The following is a 22,613-nucleotide window of genomic DNA, read 5'->3' on the forward strand; positions in this document are numbered from 1 at the left end:
ACAATCGTGGGTCGAGTCATCGCGGATCAGCCGTCCGGTGCATGGATAGTACCTCATCATTTCGAGATCGCCGCAGGTCACGGGCGAGTATGGCGATCACGGCCGCCGCGACGGCGGTCATCGCCACCGCGAGCCCGCGCGGGTCGGTGGGCATGGCGGGGTCGCCGGGGGCGGACGCGCCGACCAGCCCGACCGCGAGGATCGCGCCGACATAGCGGGCCGACTGGAACAGGCCGCCGACCACGCCGGACATGCCGACGGGCGCGCGCTCGTACATCAGCCGCTGCAACCCGAGGTTGCACAACCCGTACGGCACGCCGAGCACCACGCCGTCGACCACGATGACCCAGGCGGGCGTCGCCGCATCGAACGTGGTGATCGCGGCGACGCCGGCCAGCAGCAGCCCGCCGCCGGCCAGCAGGGTCCTTCCGATGCCGAGCCGGCGCATGACGGGACCGCCGAGCACGGTCGCCACGACGCTGGTGGCCGCGATCGGCATGATCAACAGCCCGGTGTGCGCCGCGTCGAACCCGAGCGCGGTCTGCAACCACGGCGGCAGCCCGTAGAACGCGCCGTAATAGGCCAGGTTGAACAGCACGAACGTGCCGAGCACCGACACCAGCCCGGGTGCCGCGCCGAGCGCGCGGACGTCCACGAACGGCTCGGCGGCACGCCGTTCCCAGTACAGGAACGCGGTCCCGGCGACGATCACGACGGCCAGGCCGGGAACCGAGACCTTCGGGAGGGCGAGCATCAGATCCAGCAGGCCGATCGCCGTCCCCGCGAACAGGACGACCCCCGCCGGATCGATCGCGCGGACCAGGCCCCCGCGTGCGGGCCGCCGCTCCTCGGGGCCGAGCGCGCGCCACGCGAGCACCAGCGCCCCCAGCATGACCGGCAGGTTGACCCAGAAGATGGCCTGCCACCCGGCCCAGGAGGTCAGTAGCCCGCCGAGTACCGGGCCGACCGCACCCGCGGTCGTGTTGACCGTCGCGACGGTGGACAGCCGCGTCGCGTCACCGTGCCGCCTGATGACGACCATCGCGCACGGGAACGCGGCGGACACGCCGGCGGCCTGCACGCACCGGCACAGCACGAGCAGTGGCAGCGACGTGGCCGTGGCCGCCACCGCGGAGGCGACAGCCGCCACCGCCATCCCGACCACGAACAGCCTGCGCGGGCCGACGCGGTCCGCCACCCGGCCGAGCACCGGCTGGCAGACACACGCGGTCAGGTAGAAGACGGTGACGACCCACGTCGTCGTGGCGAGCGGCTGGGCGAGATCGCGTTGGATGGGCGCGAGCGCCACCGCGACCATCGAGGAGTTGAGCGGAGCGAGCAGGGTGCCCGCGAGCAGCGCCGCCAGCGCCATCCTCGCCCTGCGGTCCGGCCGGACGGCGCCTGTCATCCCGGCGGATCGCCCGCCCGCAGCAGCAGCTTGCCTTGTACCCGGCCGTCGGCCAGCTCGCGCAGGGCACGCGGCCCCTCCTGGAGCGGGAGCACGTCGTGCACGTGGTGGCGCAGCCGACCGGCCGCGGCCCAGTCGAAGATCTGGCGCAGGTTCCGCTCCTGGGCCGCCCGGTCCCGCCGGACGAACTCGCCCCAGAACACCCCGACCACCGAGGAGCCCTTGACCAGCGGGATGTTCAGCCCGACGCGCGGGATGCCGCCGGAGGCGAACCCGACCACGAGGTACCGGCCGTCCCACGCGACGGCGCGCACCGCCGCCTCCGCCACCGCGCCGCCCACCGGATCGAACACCACGTCCGCGCCCGCTCCGCCGGTCAGCTCCTTGATCGCGGCCTTGGCGTCGCCGGAGGAGCCGGAGTCGCCGTAGGAGAAGGTCTCGTGCGCGCCGTGTCGGCGGGCCGACTCCGCCCGCTCCGGTGTGGAGGCGCCCGCGATCACCCGGGCGCCGAGCAGGTTTCCCACGTCCACGGCGGCGGAGCCGACCCCGCCCGCGGCGCCGAGCACGGCGAGCGTCTCGCCCGCGCGCAGCCCGGCCCGCTGGACGAGCGCGTGGTAGGCGGTCGAGTAGGCCACCAGGATCGCCGCGGCCTGCCGGTCGGTGACGTGGCCGGGCACCACGGTGACCCGGTCCGCCCGGACCAGTACGGCGTCGCGGGCGCATCCGTACTCCTCGTTGCCCGCGACGCGGTCGCCAGGCCGCACGGACGTGACCCCCTCGCCGACGGCCACGACCGTCCCGGCGTACTCGCTGCCGGGAGAGAACGGCGGCTCCGGCCTCACCACGTGCGTGCCCGCGATGATCAGCGTGTCGTGGAAGTTCAGCCCCACGTGGCTCACCGCGACCACCACCTCGCCCGGTCCCGGGCTCGGTGTCGCCACATCGGCCAGCTCAAGATCCTCGGGCGCACCGAGCCGGGCGCAGATCAGCGCGCGCCCGTTCACTCGCCGCCCCCGGGGGCGGACACGACGCCCGCGGACAGGAAGCCGTCCACCTCGGCCTCAGAGAACCCTGCCGCGCGCAGCACCTCCACGGTGTCCGCGCCGAGTTCGGGGGGCGCCGTGCGCAGTCCGGGCAACTCGCCGTCGTAGCGGACCGGGTGCCGCAGCACGGTCGCCCGCTCCTCGCCCACCGGGAACTCGGCGAGCAGTCCCTCCGCGGTCACCTGGGGGTCCTCACGCACGTCGTCGTAGGTGGCCACCCGCTCGAACCAGAACCCGCGCGGCTCCAGCCGGGAGGCCACCTGCGCGTAGGTCATCCCGGCGAGCACCCCCGCCACCGCCGTGGTGTACTCCTCCCGCTTGGCCCGCCTGGCCTCCTGGTCGTAGCCGGCCAGCTCGGGGGAGCCGAGCGTGTCGCCGAGATCGTCCTCCGACCCGTTCAGCGCGATCACCATCGACGCGTCCAGCAGCCGGTACACGCCGTAGGGGGCGTCGATCGACCAGCACGCCAGCTCCGTGGGGCGGCGGACGTCCTTCTCGGTCCTGCGGCCGGAGTAGTACAGCGCGAGCGACTCCGCCTGAAGGTCGAGCCCCGCGCCGAGCAGGCTCGACTCGACCCGCGTGCCCTCGCCGGTGGCGAGCCTTCGCGCGTAGGCGGCGAGCACTCCCATCGCGAGCAGTGCCGCGCCGTGCTGGTCCACGACGGGCGTGCCGGCCGCGGTGGGCTGGTCGCCGGTGACGTTCACCAGTCCGGTGCGCGCCTGCACGAGCAGATCCACCCCCGGCCGTCCGGCCATCGGGCCGCGAGAGCCCCAGCCGGTGGCCGAGGCGTAAATGATGTCCGGCTTGATCGCGCGCACCGCCTCGTACCCGAGGCCGAGCCTGTCCAGAGCGCCGCCCCGATAGTTCTCCAGCAGCACGTCGGCCCGTTCGATGAGCGGGCGGAGCACGGTGTGGGCGCCCGGGTGCTTGAGGTCGACGGCGATCGAGCGCTTGTTCCGGTTGACCGACAGGAAGGTCACGCTGCGCCCGGCGACCCGGATTCCGGCGCTGCCGACCCTGCGCTCCCACGCCCCGCCGGGCGGCTCGACCTTGACGACATCGGCGCCGAGGTCGGCCAGGTACTGCGAGGCCGCGGGCCCCTGAACGAAGTGCGAGAAACTCAGCACCCTCATCGAGTCGATCATGTACCCTCCCAGCAGCGGTTACCCGGCGGTGCGATCGTAGGAACGCGCGGCTCCAGCACCCAACGTCACGTTCCCGCTGGGTGGAAACGCGCCCCTGCCGGGCGGGCCTCGGTCCGGCACCATGGGCGCCATGGCAAGAGGGTTATCTCCGACACGCCTTCGGCTTCCGGGCCACGTGATCAACTGCGTGGTCGCGGGGCGGGGACCAGCGGTGCTCCTCCTTCACGGGTGGCCGCAGACCGCCCACGCGTGGCGCGAGGTGGTGCCGCTGCTCGCCGACCGGTACACCGTCGTCGCCCCCGACCTGCCCGGCTTCGGGGCCAGTTCACGACCGGACGGCGGGTACGACAAACGCACGGTGGCGAGCACCCTGGCCCGGCTCATGGCCGCCCTCGGGCTGACCCGCTACCACCTCGTCGGCCATGACGTCGGCGGCCAGGTCGCCTACCCGCTCGCCGCGCTGTACCCGGAGGCGGTACGCAGCCTGACGTTCGTCGAGGCGGGCGTCCCCGGGCTCGGCGAGAGCCTCGCGGCGGCGAACCCGCTGACCGGCGGGTCCTGGCACTTCGGCTTCAACATGGTGCCCGACCTGCCGGAGTTCCTGCTCGCCGGTCGCGAGCGCGGCTATCTGGAGTTCATGTTCCGCCGCGACGCGGTGGGCCTGTACGTGACGGAGGCGATCGACGACGCGGCCGTGGACGTCTACGCGCGCGCACTGGCCGCCCCCGGAGCGGTGCGTGCCACCATGGGCTACTACCGGGCGCTGCCGATCGACATCGCCGACAACCGGGAACTGTGCGCCACCGGGCGACTACGGGTCCCCACGCTGGTCGTGGGCGCGCGCCACGGCGTCGGGCTCGGCTGGCTGGACACCGTCCAGGAGGCCGTGGCGGACGTGTCGGCGCGCTGGGTGGAAGAGTGCGGACACTACGTTCCGGAAGAACGCCCCGCAGAGCTGGCGCGGCTGCTGACGGAGATGTGGCAGGAGGTCGAGTCGCGTGACGGACACGAGTGACGTGGTGCTGATCCACGGGGCCTGGCACGGGGCCGGGCACCTCGTGGCCCTCGCCGGGGCGCTGACCGCGAGGGGCCACCGCGTCCTGGCGCTCGACCTGGTGGGCCACGGCACCCGGGCCCGCTTCCCCGCGAGCTACCTCACCAGGGACGTTGCCGCGCTGCGCACGGAGGTGTCCCCGCTCGCGGGCCTGAGCCTCGACGACGTGGCGGCGGACGTGGTGGCAGGGTTGCGTCGGTTCGCCGCCCCGCCGATCGTCGCCGCGCACAGCATGGGCGGGACGGTGGCCACCCGGGTCGCCGAACTGGCCCCCGAACTGGTGGCCGGGCTGGTGTACGTCACCGCGTTCGTCCCCACCTCGCTGGGGCCGGCGGGCGCGTACCTGGCCCTGCCGGAGGCGCGGACCGCGCTCGGCGGCGGGCTCTACCTGGGTGACCCCACGGCAGTCGGCGCGGTGCGGATCGACCCGCGCAGTACCGATCCCGCCTACCAGGACGAGCTGCACGCGGCCTACTTCAGCGACCTCGACCGCCCCGGCTTCCAGGCCATGGCCGCCTCCCTCACCCCCGAGCAGCCGATGGCGTTCCTCACCACTCCGACCGGGGCCACGGCCGAGCGCTGGGGGACCGTGCCCCGGACCTACATCCGCACCACCCGCGACCGCGCGCTGCCCCTCGCACTCCAGGACGTGATGATCCGGCACGCCGACGAGCTGGCCCCCGCGACCGCGTTCGCCCAGGTGACCCTCGACGCGGGGCACGCCGTCTTCGCGGGCGCCCCGGCCGAGGTGGCGGACATCGTCCACCACGCCCCGGTACGACGGTGACGACCATCCTGATCACGCCGGGGGCGGCCCACCGGTGTGATCAGGACGATCACGCCGGGAGCGACCCACCGGCAGCCCACCGGGGATGGCTGCCAGCAGCTCGCGGGTGAACGGCGCCTCGGGGGCGGCGAGTACCTCGGAGGTCGGGCCGGACTCGATGATCCTGCCGTTCCGTATCACCGCGAGCCGTCCCGCGGCGGCGGCCACCACGGAGAGGTCGTGCGAGATGAGCAGATAGGCCGTCCCGTGCCTGTCCTGGAGCCGGCGCAGCAGCGCGAGGATCTGGGCCCGCGTCACCGCGTCCAGGGCGGACACCGGCTCGTCGAGCACGATCAGGTCGGGCGACGGCGCCAGCGCGCGGGCGATGGCGACGCGCTGGCGCTGCCCGCCGGAGAGCGTCGAGGGCCGCCGCCGAGCCACCTCGGGGGGCAGGGCGACGTCCTCCAGCAGCCGTCGCACCCTTTCCCTGCGCTCCGCCCATGTGCCCGTGCGCAGCGCCCGCAGCGGTTCGGCGATGATCCGGCCCACGCTCATCAGCGGGTCGAGCGACGCGTACGGGTTCTGCGCGACGAACTGCACGCGACCGGCCCTGGCGGGCGCGTCGTCAAGCAGTACGCTTCCGCCCGTCGGCTCGACGAGTCCGGTGATCATGCGGGCGATGGTGGACTTGCCCGACCCCGACGCGCCGACCAGCCCGAGCGTGCCGGCGCGGTCCAACGTGAACGAGGCGCCCTCGACCGCGACCGTGCCGCCCGGGTACACCTTGCGTAGATCGCGGACCGTGAGCAGCCGATCTCCCGTGATCGGTGACGGCCCGGTCGCCGGCCGGGGGACCGAGTCGAGCAACAGCCGGGTGTAGGCGGCCTCCGGACTGCCGATCACCCGCTCGGCCGGGCCTTCCTCCACGACGCGGCCCTCGGTCATGACGACCACGCGGTCCGCGCGTTCCGCGGCGACGCCGAGGTCGTGGGTGATCAGGAGAATGCTGGTGCCGTCCCTGGCCACGACCTTCCGAATGAGATCGAGCACGGTCTTCTGCACAGTGGTGTCGAGTGCGGAGGTCGGCTCGTCGGCGATCAGCAGCGCGGGCCGTCCGGCGAGCGCCATGCCCAGCAGCACCCGCTGCCGGAAGCCTCCGGAGAGTTGGTGCGGGTGGCGGTCGAGCACCGCCGCCGGGTCGGGGACCCCCACGCGGCCGAGAACGTCCTCAAGGGTGGCCTCGCCGGGCCGAGGGGTCCCGGTCAGCCGCAGGGCCTCGGCGAGCTGGGCGCGCACGGTCATCAGCGGGTTGAGCGCGGTCCCCGGATCCTGGGGCACGAACGCGATCCGCCGTCCGCGCAGCCGCCGCCATGCCCGCTCCCGCAGACCGTCCACCCGCTCGCCGCCGAAGGTGATCCCGCCGCCGGTCACCCTGGCCGTGTCCGGCAGCAGACCGGCCAGTGCGTGCGCGAGCGTGGACTTGCCCGATCCAGACTCGCCGACCACCGCCACGATCTGCCCGGCCTCCACTGTCAGATCGACGTTGTCCACGGCCGCCCGGCCGCGCCCGGACGGCCCGTAGCGGATGGTCAGGTCGCGTACCGCCAGCAGGGGTGTCATCGTTTCTCCGATCGCGTGCGCAGCACGTGTCCAAGGTGGTTGACCGCGAGCACCACGGTGACGATGACGAGACCGGGCACGGTCGTCAGCCACCACGCCGAGGCGAGGAACGGGCGCCCCGCAGCGATGAGCGAGCCCCACTCGGGCGCCGGCGGCGGGGCACCGAAGCCGAGGAAGCTCACGGCGGCGACGGTGAGGACGGCGTTGCCCAGTTCGAGCGTCGCCAGCGCGGTGAGCGGTCCCGCGGCATTGGGCAGGATGTGGGTCAGCAGCACGGTGGGACGCCCTGTCCCGCACACCGCGGCGGCCTCGACGTACCCGGACCCGCGGACCCTGATGACCTCGGCGCGCATGATCCGGGAGAACACCGCCGCGGCCGACACGCCGACCGCGACGGCCACCTCGCGCGTCCCCGGCCCGAGCACGGCCACGACCACGAGGACCAGCAGGAACGACGGCACGGCGAGCAGCACCTCCACCACGCGCATGACCAGGTCGTCCAGCCGCCCCCGTGCGGTTCCCGCCACCAACCCGATCGCCGAGCCGGCGATGACGGCGATGCCCACCGCGATGACGGCGGCCTGCAGTGAGGGGGCCGATCCGTGCACGACTCTGGACAACACGTCCCTGCCCAGCTCGTCCGTGCCGAACAAATGCCCGTCCCCCGGCGGGAGCAATCGTCGCGTGAGATCGCCGCGCAGCGGGTCGGCGGGGGAGAACAGGGCGGGCGCGAACGCGGCGGCCACGGCCGCCAGCAGCACGAGCGCCGACGGTACGACGCCGAGCCGCCGCGCGAACGTCATGCGGCACGCTCCCGCAGCCGAGGGTCCACCAGCGGATGCGCCACATCCACCGCGAGCGTCAGCAGCGTGACGACCGCCGTGGCCACCACGACCAGGCCCTGCAACATGGGCAGGTCCCTGGTCGTGACCGCGGACTCGATCAACCGGCCGAGCCCGTTGCGCGCGAAGACCGTCTCCACCACGACCGCCCCGGACACCAGCCAGCCGACCAGCAGCGCGATCATTGTCAGCGCGGGCATGGCGGCGTTGCGAAGCGCGTGCGCCGTCACCGCCCGCGCCCGCGACGCGCCCTTGGCTCGCGCGGTGTCAACGTAGGGCTGCCGCATCTCGACGGTCAGCCGTTCGAGGAGCACCTGCGCCACGAAAGCCGACGACGGCACCGCCAGCGTCACGGCGGGCAACACCAGACCGGCGATCCCGTCCTCGCCTCGGGCGGGGAACAGTGGCAGGCCGAACGAGAACGCCTGCAACAGCACCAGGCCGAGCCAGAAGGTCGGGACGGACAACGACAGGCCGGGCAGCGCGCCGAGCAGGCGACGCAGCCACAGGTGCCGGGTGTGCGCGGCCGACCAGGCGATCAGGAAACCGAGCGGGAGCGCCACCAGCAGCGCGCCGCCCGCCAGCGCCAAGGTACGCGGCGCCGCCTCGGCGATCGTCGTGCCGACATCCCGCCCGGTCTGGAACGACGTGCCGAGATCGCCGCGCAGGGCGCCGAGCAACCCGTCGAGATAGCGCTCGACCGCCGGGCGGTCCAGACCGTATTCGGCCCGCAACGCGGCCACCCGAGCCTCGTCCCCCCCGTTCTCCGGCCCCATCATGATCCGCACGGGATCGGCCGGGAGGACGTTGAAGGCCGCGAAGGTGAGCGTGTAGGCCGCCAGCACCACGGCCGCCGCCTGCGTGAGGCGCCGCGCCACGAACCGGGTCATGTCAGCTCCGGATGTCCAGGAGGATCCGCTGCCCGCCGACCTCCTGGCCGCTGTAGAGCACCACATTGCCCGGCCGGAGCCTGCCGAGCAGCGCGAGGGTCAGCGCGCGCTGCCCTCCGGTCGGGATGACGCCGCCCTCGGGCACCGCCACCTCCCCGTCCTGCCGCAGCACCGCGCACCCCGACCAGGCGTCGATCGCCGTGGCCGGTGTGTCTTCCGAGGCGGCCGGCCGGGCGGCGTAGCGGTGGCCGCGCAGCGCGCGCCCGAGGTCGGCCGTCCACTCGTGGCCGTCGAAGCCCACCACCAGGCTGAGTGTGCGGGTCGCATCGGGACCCGGCGGGCCGGGCACCAGCCGGTCGGTCAGACCGACCACCTCGATGTCGCCGATCGCACGTGCCGGGGCGGACAGCGCACCCGAGGACTCCCCGTCCTCCCGCCTCTGGACGAAGTACGCGGTGTCCTCGGCGACCAGCGTCCCCTCGCGCAGGCCGAGCAGGTACGCCGGGCCGAGCAGGTCGCCGTCTAGGGCCACCGGAGGCAGGACCACCGTGCCCCCGTGCTGGAACCCGTAGGCCCCCTCGGCGTGCCCGCCCGTCACGGCCTCGGCGGCGAACCGCACGATCGCCGCGTGGGCGATCCGCCGGGTCATCACCTGGACGGCGAACCAGTCGCGAGCGTCCTGGAGCCTGGTCAGACCGTCGGCGTCGGCGAGCACCCGCACCCGCGACGGGTCGGTGAACGGGATGAGGGCGTCACGCAGCAGCACGAGCTGCCACAGCCACTCGTTGTAGAGGTTGCGCGCGGCGTGCAGACCGGGACCGGCGATGAGCCGTTCGACCACCGGTGGAATCCAGGCATACCCCACGCAACTGCTGTGAATGTCCGACGGGCCGGGCGCTCCCGTGCCGGGCACGGTTCTCACCAGGTCCAGGACCACCTCGGACACCGCGATGGCGTTCTCCCGCAGCTCGCCCCTCACGTCCTGGTCGGCGAGCCCGGCGTCCAGCCGCAGCGTCCCATAGGGGCCGGACGTGCTCAGGCCGGCCTGGAGTCCGGCGATGAAGTCGGCCCTGGTGGCCTCGCCGCCGCCCGCGGCGGCGACCGCCGACTCCAGCAGCGTGCTCGCGGCGGCGACGAAGGTCGCGGGATCCACCGCACGGCCTCCGGCGAAGTCGTTCCATGTCATGCGCCTACCTCCGCGTCCTGGAAGATCGGCCGTCCCGACGCGTCGAGACGGACCCCTGTCACCCGCTCCGCGAGCCCCACCGACGACGCCTGCTCGAAGAGCGGGATGCCGTGGCCGCCGGAAAGGATCGCCTTCGCCGCGGCCTCCACGGCGTCGCCGCGCTCGGCGGGATCGAGCACCGTGGCGATCCGGCCGATCGTGCTGTCCACCTTGTCCGGCCGAGTGCGCCGCAGTGGGTTCGCGCTCTCCACCGGGTACACGCTGGCGAGGACCGAGGGGTCTCCCCTGGTCACCGCCCAGGAGACGAAGTCGTAGTCGCCCGAGCCCTGCCGCGCGCTGTTGGTGGCGTCGTCGAGCGGCGTCGGTCGCAGCTCGATCCCGGCCTCGGCGAGCTGCTGGGCCATGAGCTGGTACACCGAGCCGTAGGGTTCGTTGGCCGAGTAGACCAGGTCGAAAGACAGTCTTTGCGACCCCTTGGCACGAACACCGTCCGGGCCGCGCCGCCAGCCCGCCGCGTCGGCCAGCCGGGCCGCCTCGTCAGGCGCGAACGCCAGGTCGGCGGAGCGGTCGGCATGGCCGGGCGTTGTGCTGGCGAGCACGTCGGTCGCCGGTCGTTCGCCCGCCGCGAGCAGCGGCGCGAACCGCGACCGATCGAGGGCGGCGCTGATCGTCCGCCGCACGGCGGGATCGCCCAGCGCGGGCCGTGACTCGTTGGGCAGCAGCGTGAACACGATGCCGGGCCGGGTGGCGGACAGCAGCCGGGGGCCATGGCCGCCGAAGGACCGCTGGTCCTGCTGGAGCACCTGCAGGTCGGCGTCGAGCTGCCCGGAGAACAGGCTGCCGTGCCTGGCGCTCGGGTCGGTGACGATGGCGAAGGTCAGCGCGCGTACGCGCGGGGCGCCCCGGTGGGCGGCCAGTCGGCTCGCCCAGGCGTATCCGGTGCGTGAGAAGAGCCGTACCTCTTCGTTGAGCGCGACCTGGCCGAGCACGAACGGTCCGGAACCGGCGAGCGCGCCCGCGCAGCGCTGCTCAGGGGTCTTACCGAGCGTGACCGGGGAGAGCATACCGAGCGTCGCCGTCGAGGTGGCCTGGAGGAACTGCGCGCTCGAGGTGCGGAACCGCACCTCGACGGTCTTCGCGTCGGGCGCGGAGGCTCCCTCGTACCCGGCGAGGTAGCCCGAGCCGAGCGGGGACCGCGCGCCGAGCTTGGAGACGTCGTCGAGGTTGGCGACGACCGCGGCGGCGTCCAGCGGAGCGCCGTCGCTGAACGTGGCGCCGTCACGCAAGGTGAAGGTGAACCGCTTGGCCTGCTTGTCGACCTTCCATGACGTCGCGAGCCACGGCACGATCTCTCCGGTGCGCGGGTCCTGGTCGGTGAGCGAGTCCACGAGCTGGCGCGACACCTGGAGGTTGGAGGTCTGAGGGGTCTGGTGCGGGTCGAGGCAGCTCACCGGCGCGGCGAGCCCCACGGTGAGGGAGTCCTTGGCGGGCCGTTCGGCGTCCGCGGTCGCGCAGGCGGCGAGCAGTACGGCGCAGCACGCGAGTACAGAGGTCAATCGAAGCACGGGCACCAGTCTGGGAGCCCGCACTCGAAATCCCGGGGTTCACGTTCTCACTGTGTGGAAAGCGGCAACAGGTTTCCGCTCAGCGAAATCCGGGTGTTGAGCCCCCTGCGAAGCAACGTCGGTCGTGAACCGCGAGGCAGGTAGGTCCACCACAGAACAGGAAGAAGGACGCCGTAAGCAAAATCACCCGAGATCAGCTGAAGCTGATCTCGGGTGATCACTGGCCGTGCCCGGAATCATCCGGAAATCAAGAACTTGTGTCCGAGGGCCGACACCAACCAAATCCCAATGGGCCGTCTCGACCGGGTTCCTCGTCGGCCGGGCAGGGTGAGCTGGGATGGGGGGTTCACCCCGAAGTGTGGACACCGGCTGTCATGCGGCGAGCAGCACTTTATCGGTGGCCTGCTGCTCGTAGCCGATCGGGCTGAGGTAGTCGAGGGTGGAATGCCTTCTGCGGGTGTTGTAACGGGTGATCCATTTGAAGACCGCCAGGCGGGCCTCACGCGGCGAGGACCAGCGCTTGGCGCCCCGGAGGGTCTCGCGTTTGAGGGTCGCGTTGAACGCCTCCGCGGCGGCGTTGTCGGCGCTGGTGCCGACCGCGCCCATGGACTGGCGCACGCCGAGCTCGGCGCAGACCTTGGCGAATCCACCATGGCAGTCGTGATCGGAATGCAGAATGGTCGATCCACTGTCCGGAGTACGGCGGGTGACGGCCATGGAAAGCGCGTTGACGACCAGTTCTGTCGTCTGGCGTTCCTCCATCGACCAGCCGATGATCCGGCGTGAATAGGCGTCCATGACCGCCGCGCAATACAGTTTCCCCTCCTCTGTGGGATGTTCGGTGATATCGGTCGGCCAGAGCCGGTCGGGGGCTTCGACGGTGAACGCCCGGCCGACGAGGTCGTCCTCGGTCGCGACGTTGACCAGGTTGCGGCGGCCTCGCCGCCGGTAGGCGCCCGGCAGTCCAGCTTGGCGCATGAGCCGATCGACGCGTTTGCGGTTCACCGCCAGGCCCAGGCCGAGCGTCAGTTCGGTGTGCACGCGCGGCGCGCCGTAGCTACCGCGGGACTCGGCGTGAATCTCGCGGATGTTTTTCGCCAGTTCGGTATTCGTTTGCTCCCTGGCGGAGGTCGGCCGGCCGAGCCAATCGTGGTATCCGGAGCGCGATACCTTCAGCACTCGGCAGGCCACCGCGATAGGGACATCGTCGTCGGCGAGTTCACGGACCAGCGAGGAAGTTGAACAGCTTGGTGCGCAGGTTGGACCACACGCCCTCGGCCGGGTTCAGCTCCGGGGCGTAGGCCGGGAGCCGGTAGACCGGCAACCAGTCCTGCCGGGCGGCGATCCACGCGCGCATCTGGGCGCTGACGTGCTCGGGCAGGCTGTCCCATACCAGCGAGATCGGGCCGTCCAGCTGGGTGTGCGCGGCCTGGAGCAGCGTCTGGAGGTCGGCCACCGTGAAGCCCTTCGGCTCGTTCTTGCGGTGGTGGTAGGTGCGGGCGCGGTAGATCAGCCGCGTCCACATCCCGGGTTTGACGCGGATCAGTGCGGCGATCGAGACCCGCCCATGGCCGCGGTAGGCCACCGGCAACGCCGGGGTCCTGCCCTTGCGGGCCCAGGTCCTGCCCTTGGGCGGCTTCAGGTTCTGGCCGGACTCGTCGGCGAAGACGAGCCAGGAGCCCCAGGCCGCCCAGGTGTTTCTAAAGCGGGCAACACCCGCCGCCTCCAACTGGCGATCTGTTCATCGTCGCGCCGGGCCGCCCGGTGCGCCGGCACCTGGAAGGACCACCCCAGCCGCTCCATCAGGTAGGCCACCCCGCGGGGGGTAGCGGACGTGGAATCTTTCGGCGATCAAAGCGGCGATCCGCGCGCTCGTCCAGCGCTGATCGTCGCACCCGTACGCGACCGCGCCTTCGTCCAAGAGCGCCTCCAGCCGTGCCAGTCGCTCATCGGTGAGCTTGCAGCCGGTTCCGGCGGCGCCCTTGGAGAACAGCGCGGCCTTGCCGCCCTTGAGCCAGGCTCGATGCCACTCACAGGCGGATTTACGCGTCACGCCCAGCAGGTGGGCCACCCGTGGTGGAGGGATTCCTCCGCAGAACATGTCGGCCGCTTGAAGTCGCAGCGTCTCACGCCGTTCGCGCTCCGTGCCGGCCAGTCCTCCGCTTCTGTCCGAGTACCTCATATCTCCAGGCTGTCACCTGGTCAAACAGCATGGATAAGCGTCCTGGACAACTCGTGACGCCCAGACTTCTTCGTCAGTAGTCCAAGGCTGGTCTAGGTTGACCGATGTCAGCGGCCCGAGCTCAGCTCGGGCGATCACTGTTCTCCGGCCGGGTTCGTGGGTCAGATGCAACCCGAGCCGTGGAGGCGGTGCGCGAGATCCGGGATTAGATCGAAAGCCGCGTCCGACCGGGCCCACCATCTCAAGGTGTTGCGCACGGCCGGGCTCGTCGACGGCGAGCGGCGTGGCACGTGGATCTACTACTGGATCGTCCCGGAGACGGTGGCTCGGCTCGGCGCGCTGTTCAGCCCGCTGGGTGAGCCGGCGCCCGAGGCGCAGGCCGTCACCGGCTGAGCACACCCCCTGCGGTCACCCGACGGTGGTGCTGCGTCGTTCGATCATGAGGACGTCGCGCCAGACGCCGTGATGCCGCCCGACGCGTTCGCGAGTGCCGAGGACACGGAACCCGACCGCCTCGTGCAGGGCCAGGCTGGCGGTGTTCTCGGGGAAGATCCCCGACTGGACGGTCCAGATCCCGGAGTCCTCGCCCGCTTCGATGAAGGCGGTCAGCAGGGCGCGGCCGATGCCGCAGGCGCGGTAGCCGGGATGGACGTAGACGCTGTGCTCGATCACTCCCGCGTAGACGGGGCGGGTGGACACCCGTGAGGCGGCCACCCAGGCGACGACCTGGCCGGTCGCCGTGTCGGAGACGACATAGCGGAGATTGTGGAGCTTGCCGGCGCTGAACCGCTCCCAGCTCGGCGCGGTGGTCTCGAAACTCGCCTGTCCGCTGTCCAGCCCCAACTGGTACACCTCCAGGACCTGCTCGGCATCGGTGTCGCGCATCGGGCGGAACTCCAGGCCGGGGCCGATCCGCGGCTTGCGGGCCTTGACGACGGCCGAGTGGACGCCGTCGCCGTGGTCGGCGGTCAGGGTGACACCGACGCCCACGAAGCCGGCCTCCAGCAGCAGGTCGCGGTACCGAGGGATGGTCAGTGATGCGGCGGTGCAGCCGATGCGCCGCTCGGTCGCCGCCCGGCGTCGCAGTTCCTCGGCCGTGCCGGTGTCGCCGTCGTCGGTGACGATGTCGCTGACGCCGAACCTGCCGCCTGGTCGCAGAACCCGGAACGCCTCGGCCAGCGTGGCGGCCTTGTCGTCGGACAGGTTGATGACGCGGTTGGAGATGACGACGTCCACCGAGCGCGCGGGCAGCGGCACGTGCTCGATGGTGCCGTGCAGGAACTCGACGTTGGTCACGCCCGCCTCCTCGGCGTTGCGGCGGGCGAGTTCCAGCATGTCGGTGCCGGCGTCCAGGTCGTACGCCCGGCCGCGCGGTCCGACGCGGCGCGCCGACAGGAGCACGTCGATTCCTCCGCCGGAGCCGAGGTCGAGCACGCTCTACCCCTCGCGCAGGTCGGCGACCGCGACGGGGTTGCCGCAGCCGAGGCTTGCCTGCACCGCGCCCTCGGGGAGCGTCGCGGTGTCGTCGTAACCGGCGGCTCCGAGGCATCCCCGATCGGCGGCTTCGCCGGCCATCGCGGTCCTGGCCAGCCTGGAATGGCGGTCGACGATCTCTTCATGGGCCACGGCGGCCTCCTTGGTCGCATGCCGGGGCGGCGGGGCCGGGTTGCCCATCACGACGTCCGCGGCGGTGGGGAAGCAGCGCACGCACGTCTCGTCGATCCGGTGGAACCCCGCGGTCCCGCGTCGCTCGCCCCGGACGAAAACGACCTCCGCCAAGAGCTTCAAATGGTGGGGGCCGTCGACCGTCCATCGTCGGGGGCCGGACGCGAACGCTCCGGCCCCCGACGATGGCATCGGTGACGGGCCCAGAGGGCTCAGCTCGCGGTGACCGGGATCCGGTAGGTGGGGCGCGGGTAGCCCGGCTTGAACGAGGGGACGCCCGCGCTCTGCACGGCGGAGGTCCCGGTCGCCACGGCCACCTCCTTCACCGCCTCGGCGACGGCGGCGTCGAGTTCGGCCGGTTCGCAGGCGACCCGGGCGTTGATCCGAACCTCCGCCTCGGTGAACGACGTCCCCGCCACCGCGTCCGCGGACGGTCCGGCGCCGGTGGCGGTGAGGCTCATCTTGGCCAGGACGCCGGCGGACTCCAGGCTGACCTTCACGTGGCCGATCATCCAATCGTGACGCGCGGTCGTGGCCGACAGGTGGTCGAGGAGTGAGCGGGCCCAGGCGTCGGGGCCGAAACCGTCCACCGCCGTCACGGTCAGGCTGAGGTTCAGCCACGCCAGCGCGGCCTCGGCATTGGCGTAGCGGTCGTAGTCGATTTCCAGCCCGCGTTCGGCGGTCTCCGCTCCCAGCCAATGGGATACGAGCCGATCGATCCCCTCGCCGGATCTGGCCGAGTAGCCGAGCACGGTGGCCGTCGGGTATCGCTCGCTCAATTCCGCCAGGATGGCGGCGACCCGGTCAGCGTCGAGAGTGTCGATTTTGTTGAGGGCGATTACATCGGCTTCTTGTAGCTGCTTGCCGAACAAATAAGACATGTCCGAATCTGTATCGTCCAGCGGCAGCGCGGTGCGGAGCGCCTGAAGCCTTTCCGGTTCCACGACCACGACGAGAGGCGCGGGAGCGAACCGCTCACCATAGTGAGCGCTCAGCGGACGGATGACGGTCGCCTGCAGATCGGTGCAGCTGCCGACCGCCTCGGCGAGCAGTGTGTCGACCCCGTGCTCGTCGACCAGGCGCTGCGCCACGGTCAGCAGGTCTTCGAAACGGCAGCAGAAACAACCGCCGGTCACCTCACCGGCCTCGGCGATGGCGGAGCGGGCGAGCTGGGTGTCCACGAGCTCGGTCCCTTGGTCGTTGGTGATGACCGCCACCCTGCGCCCCATCTCCTGGAGATGTTTGGCGACCGCGACCAACGTGGTGGTCTTACCCGCGCCGAGGAAACCGCTCAAGGTCATGAAGGTGATCAACCGACGTTCGCCTCACTTCTGGTAACGATGGTCCGTTGGGATATCACGGCACGATTCGACGTGAGCGTGGTTTCTCGGCAATGGATTTCATGTGGCCATCGAGGCTCGCCACCTTCTACCGAACGCAAGCTAACAAGGCACATTCGGGAAGGTCAAGAGGTTGCTCTAGAAAATCATTGATTAACAATTCCCACTATTTGAGATGCGCATTGATGGCCATCAATGCGGGTGCTAGGCTCCATCACAGGATGGCCACAGGCGCCTTATCGGCGCATTTGTTTCGCGCTGCTCGGCATCAGTGAACCAGGAAGAACCGGCTGATGGTTTTCTTACCGGGCGGCGACGGAGGGCACGGCGATGATGCCCGTCAGCGCGGTGAGCGCCTCGGGGACCACACGGTAATAGACCCAGGTCCCCCGGCGGGTCGATGTGACGAGCCCGGCGTCACGCAGAACCCTGAGGTGATGGCTGATGGTCGGCTGCGTGAGGTCGAACGCTCCGACGAGATCGCACACGCATGCCTCGCCGTCGAGGTGGGAGGCCACGAGCGAAAGCAGGCGCAGCCGAACCGGATCGGCGAGCGCCTTGAACCCCGCGGCGAGCTTGATGCTCTGCTCCCGGGTCAGCGGCTCCGTCACCCGGGCGGGACGCGGGACGCCCGGCGCGACGGGCGGCAGCTCCTCGCCCGGCAGCAGCACGGGCTCGTCGCGCTCGGCCATGACGATCAGACCCCTTCCCGAGGCGCCCCGGGCGCGACCCACCCGGCGGTCTCTCTCCCAAGTCTAGACAACCCTCTGGTTCAGGAGGTTCTTCATGCCTCGCGCATCGCTGACCCGTGCAGAGGCCACGGAGCGCGCCGTCCTGCTGGACGTGCGTTCCTATCGGATAAGCCTGGATCTGAGCCGTATGGAGGAGCCGACATTCCGGTCCAGGAGCAGGATTCGCTTCACCTGCCACAGCCCCGGGGCTTCGAGCTGGGTGGACGCCCTCCCTCGACGGGTGCGGTCGGTCCTGCTCAATGGACGTCCGCTCGACCACGAAGGCGCCGGACGGATCCGCCTGTCCGGTCTGGCGGCCGAGAACGAGCTGGTCGTGGACGGAGACTACGACTACTCCACCTGCGGCGAGGGCCTGCACCGATTCGTGGATCCCGAGGATCGGCGGGTGTACCTCTACAGCCATCTGCAGCCCGGCCACGCGCCGGCCGTTTTCGCCTGCTTCGACCAGCCCGACCTCAAGGCTCCCTTCGAGCTCGACGTGCGGGCGCCGGCCGACTGGGGCGTGCTGTCCAACGCCCCCCTCGCGAGCCCTCCCTCGCCCGGCCACGGCGGCCGGATCGACGTCCGCCGGTTCGCGCCGACCCGGCCGATCAGCACCTACCTGGTTGCCGTCGCGGCAGGCCCGTGGGCCTCGTGGACGGCGGACCAGGGTGGGCCGGTGCCCCTCGGTGTGCACGCCCGGCGATCTCTGGCGAAGCACGTCGACGCGGCCGCGTTGCTCGATCGGCTCCGTGCCGGGATCGAGTTCTTCTCCGGGGCGTTCGCGACGCCCTACCCGTTCGGGAAACTCGACCTGTGCTTCGCCCCCGAGTTCAACTTCGGGGCGATGGAGAACGCCGGCTGCGTCATCGCGGCGGAGACGTTCGTCTTCGACCGGACCGTCACCCGGCACGCGCACCGCCGCCGAGCCGAAATGATCTTCCATGAGCTCTCCCACCAGTGGTTCGGGGACCTCGTCACGTTCCGGTGGTGGGACGACCTGTGGCTGAACGAGGCGTTCGCCACCTGGGCCGGCATCCACGCGGTGACGCGGCTCACCGACCACACCGACGCGTGGGCCGACTTCACCGCGGGCAAGAAGGCCCGCGCCTACGCTCTGGACCAGTCGCCGTCCACCCACCCCGTCGTGGCCGATGTCCCCGACCTGGGCGCGGCCGGCTCGGCGTTCGACGCGCTCACGTATCACAAGGGCGCGAGCGTGCTGCGCCAGCTCGTGGCCCGCCTCGGCCTCGACCGGTTCCTCGCGGGCATGCGGCACCACTTCGCGGACCACGCCTTCGGCGTCGCAGGCAGAGCCGAGATGATCGCCGCCCTTCAGGAGGCCGGTGACCGCGACCTGACCGCGTGGGCGGACGCCTGGCTGTACACGGCCGGACTGACCGAGATACGTGCGGACTTCAGCCTCGACGAGTACGGACGCTTCACCCGGTTCGACCTGCTCCACGCGCCAGCCGGGTCGCTCAGGCCACACCGCCTCGCGGTCGGTGTCTACGCCGAGGACCGGCACGGTGACCTGACGCGCGTCGCGCGGCACGAGGTCGACGTCGAAGGGCCGCGCACCCGGGTGGAGGGGCTCGTCGGAACCAGGTGCGGCCCGCTCGTGCTTCCCAACGACGACGACCTGACCTACTGCCGGATCGTCCTGGACGACCGCTCCGCCGAGGAGATCGTGCACCGGGTCGGCCGCCTGCGTGACCCCATGGCCCGCTCGCTCTGCTGGACCGCGGCATGGGAGATGGTGCGGCACCGGGAGCTCCCGCCACGCCGGTTTCTGACGATGGTCATCGGCGGGGCCGCGGCGGAGACGCAGATCGGCGTGGTGCAACGCCTGTTCGGCCAGGCGGCGACCGTCCTCGCCTCCTACACCGACCAGGACTGGGCCCGCGCCCAAGGCTGGCCGGCTCTCGCCGACCTCCTGCTGGAGCTCGCCACGAGCCGTGACGCCGGCCCCGACCACCGGCTGGTGGCGGCCCGGGCGGCCGCGGACGCCGTCCTGACGACCACCCAGTGCGCCCGGCTACGGGACTGGACGCACGGGGCGGCCCCGATCGCGATGGACGACGACCTGCGCTGGCGCCTGGCTCGCGCGCTGGTCGCGCACGGGGAGTCCCCGGAGGAGATCGCCCACGGCCTCACCGGCGTGCGAGAGCGGCGAGTCGAGCGGCTCAGGGCGTCGGCGCCCGCCGCGGCGGCCAAGGAGTGGGCGTGGCGGGCCATCCTGGACAGCACGAGCACCGCCCAGGTCCGCGCGCTGGCGAGCGGCTTCGTCCACCCCGGCCAGCACGACGTGCTCGCGCCGTACGCCGGGCGCTACGTACAGGACGTGCCGCCGCTGGTGACCGATGCCGGCGACGCGGAGCCGGCCCGGACCATCGCGATCCGGATGTTCCCCGCCTGGTCGGTCTCACCCCGGACGCTGACCGAGGTCGACCGCCTTCTGGACGGCGGCCCGCCCGTGCTGCCCAGGCTGATCGGCTCGGCCAGGGCCGAACTCACCCTCGCCGTGGACCTGACCGCGCTCGACCGCGCAGGGTGAGCGATCGAACCACTCCCGCAGGTCGGTGGTGGCGCCGAACCGGCCGAACAGCGTACGCAGAGCGGGGCCCGCGTCCGCTCCCAGGTACCAGCGCTCCCCCGCGAGCTGTACCAGATCGTCCTGCAACACCCCCGCCAGCGCGAACGCCTGGTGGTACACCAGCGGGTAGCAGGGCTTGCCCTCCAGGTACGTCTGCAGTCGATCCCACGCGGCCCGGCCGTCGACCGTGACCCCGAACTCGGTCTCGTACACTCGCACGTACTCGGCGGCCGGATCGGGGTGGCCGTCGTGTACGGCCATCTCGTAGCAAAGGCCTGCCGCGACTACGCGCCGCACGTGCTCCCGGGCGAACGAGGCGCGCTCGACGGCCTCGGCGCCCACCATGACCCCGAGGTGGTGCCGCTGCCAGTCCGGCCGCCGCACCACCCGTTCCACGGCGAAGCCGAACGCCTCGGTCAGCGCCGGGGGAGTGCGCCACAGGTCGGCGGGGTGCCGGGTGCCCGCGGTGAAGTGGAGGGCGTGCCCCATCTCGTGCAGCACCGTGACGTAGTGTCCGAGCGTCCTGCCCGGAGCGATCGACACCCGCACGTCGGCCGGCGGCGCCACCGGCGAGCAGAAGGCGGTCCCCGACTTGCCCGGCCGTTCGGCGTCGTCGACACGGATGCGCGCCAGGTGCTCGCCCAGCCCCCACGCGCGGACGGCCGAGCGGACGCTTTCGAGCGGTCCGGCCGCGCCTTCGGGCACGACGGCGCGGGCGGCGACCAGGCGGGCATCGCCCAGTGCCGGCGCGGACAGCCCGTCGTGCTCGCGCCAGCCGCGCGACCGCTCCAGGAACCCGGCGCGGGTGGCGTCCAGCCAGTCCCGGGCGTGCGCGACGAACCGGTCCACCTCCGGATGCAGCGCCCGGACCAGCTCGGCGTGCGTCGTGAAGCCCAGCCCGGCGCGCGCCTCGGCGTAGTCGTCGAGCCATCGCCGCCGGGCGTCGCGGAGCCGCTCACCGACGTCCGCCAGCGCGGATCGCACCTGGCCGCGGAGCCGCCTGTCGGTGGCGGTCCGGGAGAGCGCGGCCAGCTCTCCGTGAGTGAGCGCCCGGCCGCCGACGTCGGCGGTGACGGTGCGCTGGAGCGCCCGCAGGCGCGCGGTCGCGCCGATCAGCCGAACCCGGAAGTACCACAGGACGAGTTCCTCGGCGTAGTGCAGATCTCCGCACTCCAGCGCCCGCGCGACGAGCTCGCCGCCGGTCAGCCAGGCGTGACCCTCCTCGGACGGGATCGGGTCGTCCGCGCCCTGCCCCGTGGCGGCCAGCCAGCGGGCGTGCGCCACCCGCGCCTGCAGGGCCACGAGGTCGTCGACGTGCCCGGACAGGTAACCGGGCACGGCCAGGTTCACGACGGGTCCACCCGGGCCGCGGGCGGCAGGTCCAGAATGTCGGCGGCGCCGTCGGCGACCCGCTGCCAAAAGGCCCGGCGGTCCTCCGGCAGCCCGGCGAACAGCTCCGAGCAGCGGCGGGCCATCTCCAGGGCCAGGCCGGGGTGGGCGAGCACTCCGCGGATCCAGGCGAGCTGGCCGGGCTGGGGCGGGTCGACGCGCAGTCCCGCCAGGCCTGTGCGGACTTTCTGTCCCACGTGGTCGTCCAGGGCCGCCGCGTAGCTCTCCCGCGCCTCCCGCGAGTCGCCGTCGGGCGGCAGCGTGTCGGCCAGAGCCCGCGCCGCCGCGCACCCGTCGGCGATGCCTGCGCCGAACAGCGGATCCTTGTGGCAGTAGGCGTCACCGGCCAGGCGCCACCCTGGCCCCGCGGGATCGCGATGGAAGTTGCGCAGGGTCTTGGACCCGTACACGGGCGACACCCGGCACGCGCCGCGCAGCCGGTCGGCCATGGCGGGGATCGCACGGAGCCGGGCTTCGTACCCGGTGCTCGCGCCGCTGCGGAGCATGTCGTACTGCTCGATGGGGGCGGACAGCATCACCATCCAGCGGCCGCCGTCGCACGGGCCGACCTGGAGCACGTGCCCGCCGTCGTGCCACAGCTCCAGGGCCGGCGCGGGCAACGGGACGACGCCTTCCCAGTAGGCGTGGAAGGTGCAGCGCATGACCCCGGCGTCGAAGGTGGTGGCGGCCCCGGTCCGGCGGGCGACCTGGGACCCGCGTCCGTCGGCGCCGACGACGATCCTGGCCTTCTCCGACCAGCCGTCCCCCTCCACCCCGGTGACCTGGTCGCCGTCCCGGCGTAGCGACCGGACCGGGCTGCGTTCCCTGATCTCGGCTCCGTGCCGGCTCGCGGCGCGCAGCAGGATCGCGCTCAGCGTCTCGCGGCGCACGCACAGGTTGTAGTGGTACGGCGAGCGGGGCAGCATGGGCGCCCCGTAGTAGCCGCCCTCGACCTCCAGATGCCAGCGCCGCAGCGGTGGCGCCCCGGTCTCGAGCACCTCGTCCAGCACCCCGAGGCCGTCCAGGAAGGAAAGCACGGAGGGGCCGAAGAAGTGGGTGGAAACGGCGGGCGCGGGCAGGCCGGTGCGGTCGCAGAGCATGACCCGCAGACCTCGCCGAGCCAGCAGGGCGGCGCTCGCGGCACCGGTCACGCCGCCACCGACCACGATGACGTCATACATCGGTCCCTCC

At 72.0% G+C, this 22,613-nt stretch carries 19 protein-coding genes and 1 pseudogene; 4 read left to right on the forward strand and 16 right to left on the reverse strand.

From position 1 onward, the window contains the following. Positions 1-16: 16 nt before the first annotated feature. From ACFFRH_RS16120 to ACFFRH_RS16130, 3 genes are read right to left on the reverse strand one after another with little or no spacing between them, the layout of a single operon-like run. The gene (locus ACFFRH_RS16120) at positions 17-1,408 is read right to left on the reverse strand and encodes an MFS transporter (protein WP_344749875.1); all 1,392 of its coding nucleotides are present in this window, start codon (positions 1,406-1,408) and stop codon (positions 17-19) included. After that, positions 1,405-2,412, reverse strand: a complete 1,008-nt coding sequence (locus ACFFRH_RS16125) for an NADPH:quinone oxidoreductase family protein (protein ID WP_344749876.1) — start codon at positions 2,410-2,412, stop codon at positions 1,405-1,407. Before ACFFRH_RS16125 ends, ACFFRH_RS16120 begins: the two co-directional genes overlap by 4 nt. Then, entirely contained in the window at positions 2,409-3,596 is a 1,188-nt protein-coding gene (locus ACFFRH_RS16130) for a CaiB/BaiF CoA transferase family protein (RefSeq protein WP_344749877.1), read from the reverse strand. Before ACFFRH_RS16130 ends, ACFFRH_RS16125 begins: the two co-directional genes overlap by 4 nt. 211 nt (positions 3,597-3,807) lie before the next feature. On the opposite strand from ACFFRH_RS16130, the gene ACFFRH_RS16135 reads away from it, so the two are divergent. Further along, positions 3,808-4,611: an alpha/beta fold hydrolase gene (locus ACFFRH_RS16135; RefSeq protein ID WP_386157260.1), complete on the forward strand. Its 804-nt coding sequence runs from the start codon at positions 3,808-3,810 to the stop codon at positions 4,609-4,611. After that, positions 4,595-5,437 carry an alpha/beta hydrolase gene (locus ACFFRH_RS16140; RefSeq protein ID WP_386157262.1) on the forward strand — a complete coding sequence of 281 codons (843 nt, stop codon included), beginning with the start codon at positions 4,595-4,597 and terminating at the stop codon, positions 5,435-5,437. Before ACFFRH_RS16135 ends, ACFFRH_RS16140 begins: the two co-directional genes overlap by 17 nt. Before the next feature lie 12 nt (positions 5,438-5,449). Here the strand turns inward: ACFFRH_RS16140 and ACFFRH_RS16145 are convergent, their stop codons facing one another. The 8 genes and pseudogenes from ACFFRH_RS16145 to ACFFRH_RS16180 all read right to left on the reverse strand — a co-directional run bounded on the left by ACFFRH_RS16145 (position 5,450) and on the right by ACFFRH_RS16180 (position 13,701). Beyond that, positions 5,450-7,036, reverse strand: coding sequence for an ATP-binding cassette domain-containing protein (locus ACFFRH_RS16145; RefSeq protein WP_386157264.1), 1,587 nt, complete (start codon positions 7,034-7,036; stop codon positions 5,450-5,452). Beyond that, complete coding sequence (locus ACFFRH_RS16150; RefSeq protein ID WP_344749881.1) at positions 7,033-7,839, reverse strand: ABC transporter permease; 807 nt, start codon at positions 7,837-7,839, stop codon at positions 7,033-7,035. Before ACFFRH_RS16150 ends, ACFFRH_RS16145 begins: the two co-directional genes overlap by 4 nt. Then, positions 7,836-8,768, reverse strand: coding sequence for an ABC transporter permease (locus tag ACFFRH_RS16155; protein WP_386157268.1), 933 nt, complete (start codon positions 8,766-8,768; stop codon positions 7,836-7,838). Before ACFFRH_RS16155 ends, ACFFRH_RS16150 begins: the two co-directional genes overlap by 4 nt. Before the next feature lies 1 nt (position 8,769). Continuing rightward, complete coding sequence (locus tag ACFFRH_RS16160) at positions 8,770-9,954, reverse strand: hypothetical protein (protein ID WP_344749883.1); 1,185 nt, start codon at positions 9,952-9,954, stop codon at positions 8,770-8,772. Beyond that, complete coding sequence (locus ACFFRH_RS16165) at positions 9,951-11,519, reverse strand: ABC transporter substrate-binding protein (RefSeq protein ID WP_386157271.1); 1,569 nt, start codon at positions 11,517-11,519, stop codon at positions 9,951-9,953. The genes ACFFRH_RS16160 and ACFFRH_RS16165 overlap by 4 nt, the downstream gene beginning before the upstream one ends. A gap of 372 nt (positions 11,520-11,891) precedes the next feature. Then, positions 11,892-12,749, reverse strand: coding sequence for an IS3 family transposase (locus ACFFRH_RS16170; RefSeq protein WP_344749903.1), 858 nt, complete (start codon positions 12,747-12,749; stop codon positions 11,892-11,894). Beyond that, positions 12,739-13,248, reverse strand: a complete 510-nt coding sequence (locus ACFFRH_RS16175) for a transposase (protein ID WP_344749885.1) — start codon at positions 13,246-13,248, stop codon at positions 12,739-12,741. Before ACFFRH_RS16175 ends, ACFFRH_RS16170 begins: the two co-directional genes overlap by 11 nt. Beyond that, positions 13,158-13,701 (reverse strand): annotated as a pseudogene (locus ACFFRH_RS16180) (helix-turn-helix domain-containing protein). The gene ACFFRH_RS16175 and the pseudogene ACFFRH_RS16180 overlap by 91 nt, the downstream one beginning before the upstream one ends. Before the next feature lie 246 nt (positions 13,702-13,947). Between ACFFRH_RS16180 and ACFFRH_RS16185 the strand changes: the two are divergent. Then, complete coding sequence (locus tag ACFFRH_RS16185) at positions 13,948-14,094, forward strand: hypothetical protein (RefSeq protein WP_386157275.1); 147 nt, start codon at positions 13,948-13,950, stop codon at positions 14,092-14,094. A 15-nt stretch (positions 14,095-14,109) separates the two neighbouring features. Here ACFFRH_RS16185 and ACFFRH_RS16190 read toward each other — a convergent pair whose 3' ends face one another. From ACFFRH_RS16190 to ACFFRH_RS16205, 4 genes are all read right to left on the reverse strand, one after another. Beyond that, on the reverse strand, positions 14,110-15,135 hold the full coding sequence (locus ACFFRH_RS16190; RefSeq protein ID WP_344749888.1) for a GNAT family N-acetyltransferase: 1,026 nt from the start codon (positions 15,133-15,135) through the stop codon (positions 14,110-14,112). A 3-nt stretch (positions 15,136-15,138) separates the two neighbouring features. Further along, positions 15,139-15,480: a hypothetical protein gene (locus tag ACFFRH_RS16195; RefSeq protein WP_344749889.1), complete on the reverse strand. Its 342-nt coding sequence runs from the start codon at positions 15,478-15,480 to the stop codon at positions 15,139-15,141. Between the two features lie 98 nt (positions 15,481-15,578). Next, complete coding sequence (locus ACFFRH_RS16200; RefSeq protein ID WP_344749890.1) at positions 15,579-16,679, reverse strand: GTP-binding protein; 1,101 nt, start codon at positions 16,677-16,679, stop codon at positions 15,579-15,581. Between the two features lie 329 nt (positions 16,680-17,008). Further along, positions 17,009-17,398, reverse strand: a complete 390-nt coding sequence (locus tag ACFFRH_RS16205) for an ArsR/SmtB family transcription factor (protein WP_344749891.1) — start codon at positions 17,396-17,398, stop codon at positions 17,009-17,011. A gap of 94 nt (positions 17,399-17,492) precedes the next feature. Between ACFFRH_RS16205 and pepN the strand changes: the two genes are divergently transcribed. Further along, positions 17,493-19,994, forward strand: coding sequence for an aminopeptidase N (pepN, locus tag ACFFRH_RS16210; RefSeq protein WP_344749892.1), 2,502 nt, complete (start codon positions 17,493-17,495; stop codon positions 19,992-19,994). A gap of 1,385 nt (positions 19,995-21,379) precedes the next feature. Here pepN and ACFFRH_RS16215 read toward each other — a convergent pair. Next, positions 21,380-22,603: an NAD(P)/FAD-dependent oxidoreductase gene (locus ACFFRH_RS16215; RefSeq protein ID WP_344749893.1), complete on the reverse strand. Its 1,224-nt coding sequence runs from the start codon at positions 22,601-22,603 to the stop codon at positions 21,380-21,382. Positions 22,604-22,613 lie beyond the last annotated feature (10 nt).

This window comes from Streptosporangium vulgare (assembly GCF_042428775.1).
Lineage (GTDB): Bacteria > Actinomycetota > Actinomycetes > Streptosporangiales > Streptosporangiaceae > Streptosporangium > Streptosporangium vulgare.